Below are 2,051 nucleotides of genomic sequence, written 5' to 3'. Positions count from 1 at the left end.
CACCACGCCGATCAGGGCCCCGGTGAACCGCCAGCCGAACGGGGTCATGCCGAAGAGCTGCTCACCGACGCCGATCATCCACTTGCCCAGCGGCGGATGGACCACGTAGGAGGCGCACTTGTCGATCTCGGCCGGCGCGCACTGCTGCCAGATCTCCGTGCTGTTCTGCATCAGGAGCTTGTCGGCGTCCTTGACGGCGTTCCGCTCGGCGCCGAAGTTGATCAGCGCCCACGCGTCCTTGGCGTAGTACGTCTCGTCGAACATGACCGCGTGCGGGCGCCCCAGGTCGACGAAGCGCAGGACCGCCCCGAACGCGGCCACCAGCAGCGGGCCGAGCCAGCCCCACAGGGCGCCGCCGCGCATCGGGGGCACCAGCCGGTCGCGCACGGAATCCGCCGATCCGCCGCCCGGCTGGGGCTCCGGCTGCTTGGGCGCCTGGTTGGTGAAGTCGGTCACGGCCACCCGGACATCGTACGGGCCCCTCCACCCGGGGAACCCGGGAAACACCGCCTACATGCCTAATTAGGGAACTTCTCCCCCTGCTGAAACCCCACTTGGGATGGGATCTCATCGGGAATGGGGGAGGATGGCATGGTGATGGACAACGGCAGGCTGGTGCTGGCGGGGGCTCCGATCGGGCAGGTGGGTGACGCCTCACCCCGGCTGCGGGAGGCGTTGGAGGCCGCCGACGTGGTCGCGGCCGAAGACACCCGCCGCCTGCGCCGCCTGGCCGGCGAGCTGGGCGCGGAGATCCGGGGCAGGATCGTCTCCTACTACGACGCCAACGAGGCCGGCCGGGCGGCCGAGCTCCTGCAGGCCCTCCAGGAGGGCCGGACCGTCCTGGTCATCACCGACGCGGGCATGCCCGGCGTCTCCGACCCCGGCTACCGCCTGACCAGCCTGGCCGTCGAGGCCGGGATCACGGTCACCTCGCTGCCCGGCCCGTCGGCGGTCACCACCGCGCTGGCAGTCTCCGGCCTGCCCAGTGACCGCTTCTGCTTCGAGGGCTTCCTGCCGCGCAAGCCCGGCGAGCGCGCCCGCAGGCTGGAGGGCCTGGCGCGGGAGGAGCGCACGATGGTGTTCTTCGAGGCGCCGCACCGGCTGGCGGCCGGGCTCGGGGCGATGGCCGAGGCGTTCGGCGCCGACCGTCCCGCGGCGGTCTGCCGGGAGCTCACCAAGACCTACGAGGAAGTACGGCGGGGCGGCCTGGGAGAGCTGGCCGAGTGGGCGGCCAAGGGCGTCAAGGGGGAGATCACCGTGGTCGTCGCCGGGCACGTCCCGGAGGACCTGCCGCCGGTCATCGAGGACCTGGTCGCCGAGGTCGTCCGCCGCGAGGAGACGGGGGTGCCCAGGAAGCAGGCGATCGTCGACGTCGCCAAGGCCGCCGGGATCCCCAAGCGGGAGCTCTACGACGCGGTCCACCGCGGCTGACGCGCTCCGAGGCCGCGAGGGCGGTCCTGAGGGCGATCCAGCGAGCGGTGCTGCGAGAGCGGCCCCGCGAGGGCCGGTCCCGCGAGGGCGGTCCCACCGGCTCCGGAGAGGGCTCCGCGACGGTGTTCGACGGTGTTTCAGGGCGGCGGAATGCGAAATGATCGCTGTTGCTCCATCACCAAAGATGATTTATCACCATAATTCTGCAGATGGGATCAACGCGGAACCGGCTGTCGCCGCCCATGCCGGGGGACGCCCTGTGGGGCTGGCTCGGCCCGCTGCTGGTGACCGCGTTCGGGGCGGTCCTGCGCTTCACCGGCTTGGAGCGCCCGCACGCGGTCATGTTCGACGAGACGTACTACGTCAAGCACGCGTTCGCGCTGATCACCTACGGCGTGGAGCGGGCCTCGCTCGGCACGATCGAGGACCCGGTCGCCGACCGGATGCTCATCGCCGGCGACACCGACATCTGGGTCAGGTGCACCCCTCCCGACGCCGACCCCTGCCCGCTGTACGTGGCCCATCCGCCGCTGGGCAAGTGGATGATCGGCGTCGGCGAGCAGCTCTTCGGCATGACCCCGTTCGGCTGGCGCTTCGTCGCCGCCCTCGTGGGCACGCTC

General features: G+C 71.5%; 1 protein-coding gene and 2 pseudogenes. 2 read left to right on the top strand and 1 reads right to left on the bottom strand.

The features are described from left to right. Positions 1–462 (bottom strand): annotated as a pseudogene (locus ACZ6R6_RS49260) (phospholipid carrier-dependent glycosyltransferase); the annotation flags it as partial. 129 nt (positions 463–591) lie between these two features. On the opposite strand from ACZ6R6_RS49260, the gene rsmI reads away from it, so the two are divergent. Next, on the top strand, positions 592–1,431 hold the full coding sequence (gene rsmI / locus ACZ6R6_RS49255) for a 16S rRNA (cytidine(1402)-2'-O)-methyltransferase (RefSeq protein WP_470104461.1): 840 nt from the start codon (positions 592–594) through the stop codon (positions 1,429–1,431). A gap of 209 nt (positions 1,432–1,640) precedes the next feature. Further along, positions 1,641–2,051, top strand: a pseudogene (locus ACZ6R6_RS49250) (phospholipid carrier-dependent glycosyltransferase); the annotation flags it as partial.

It is taken from the genome of Streptosporangium sp. NPDC048886, assembly GCF_055586905.1.
This window is presented reverse-complemented; position numbering and strand designations above follow the sequence as displayed.

Bases quoted from the DNA above. Each gene is read 5' to 3' on its own strand.
- rsmI (WP_470104461.1), top strand. From the start codon at position 592: ATGGTGATGGACAACGGCAGGCTGGTGCTGGCGGGGGCTCCGATCGGG.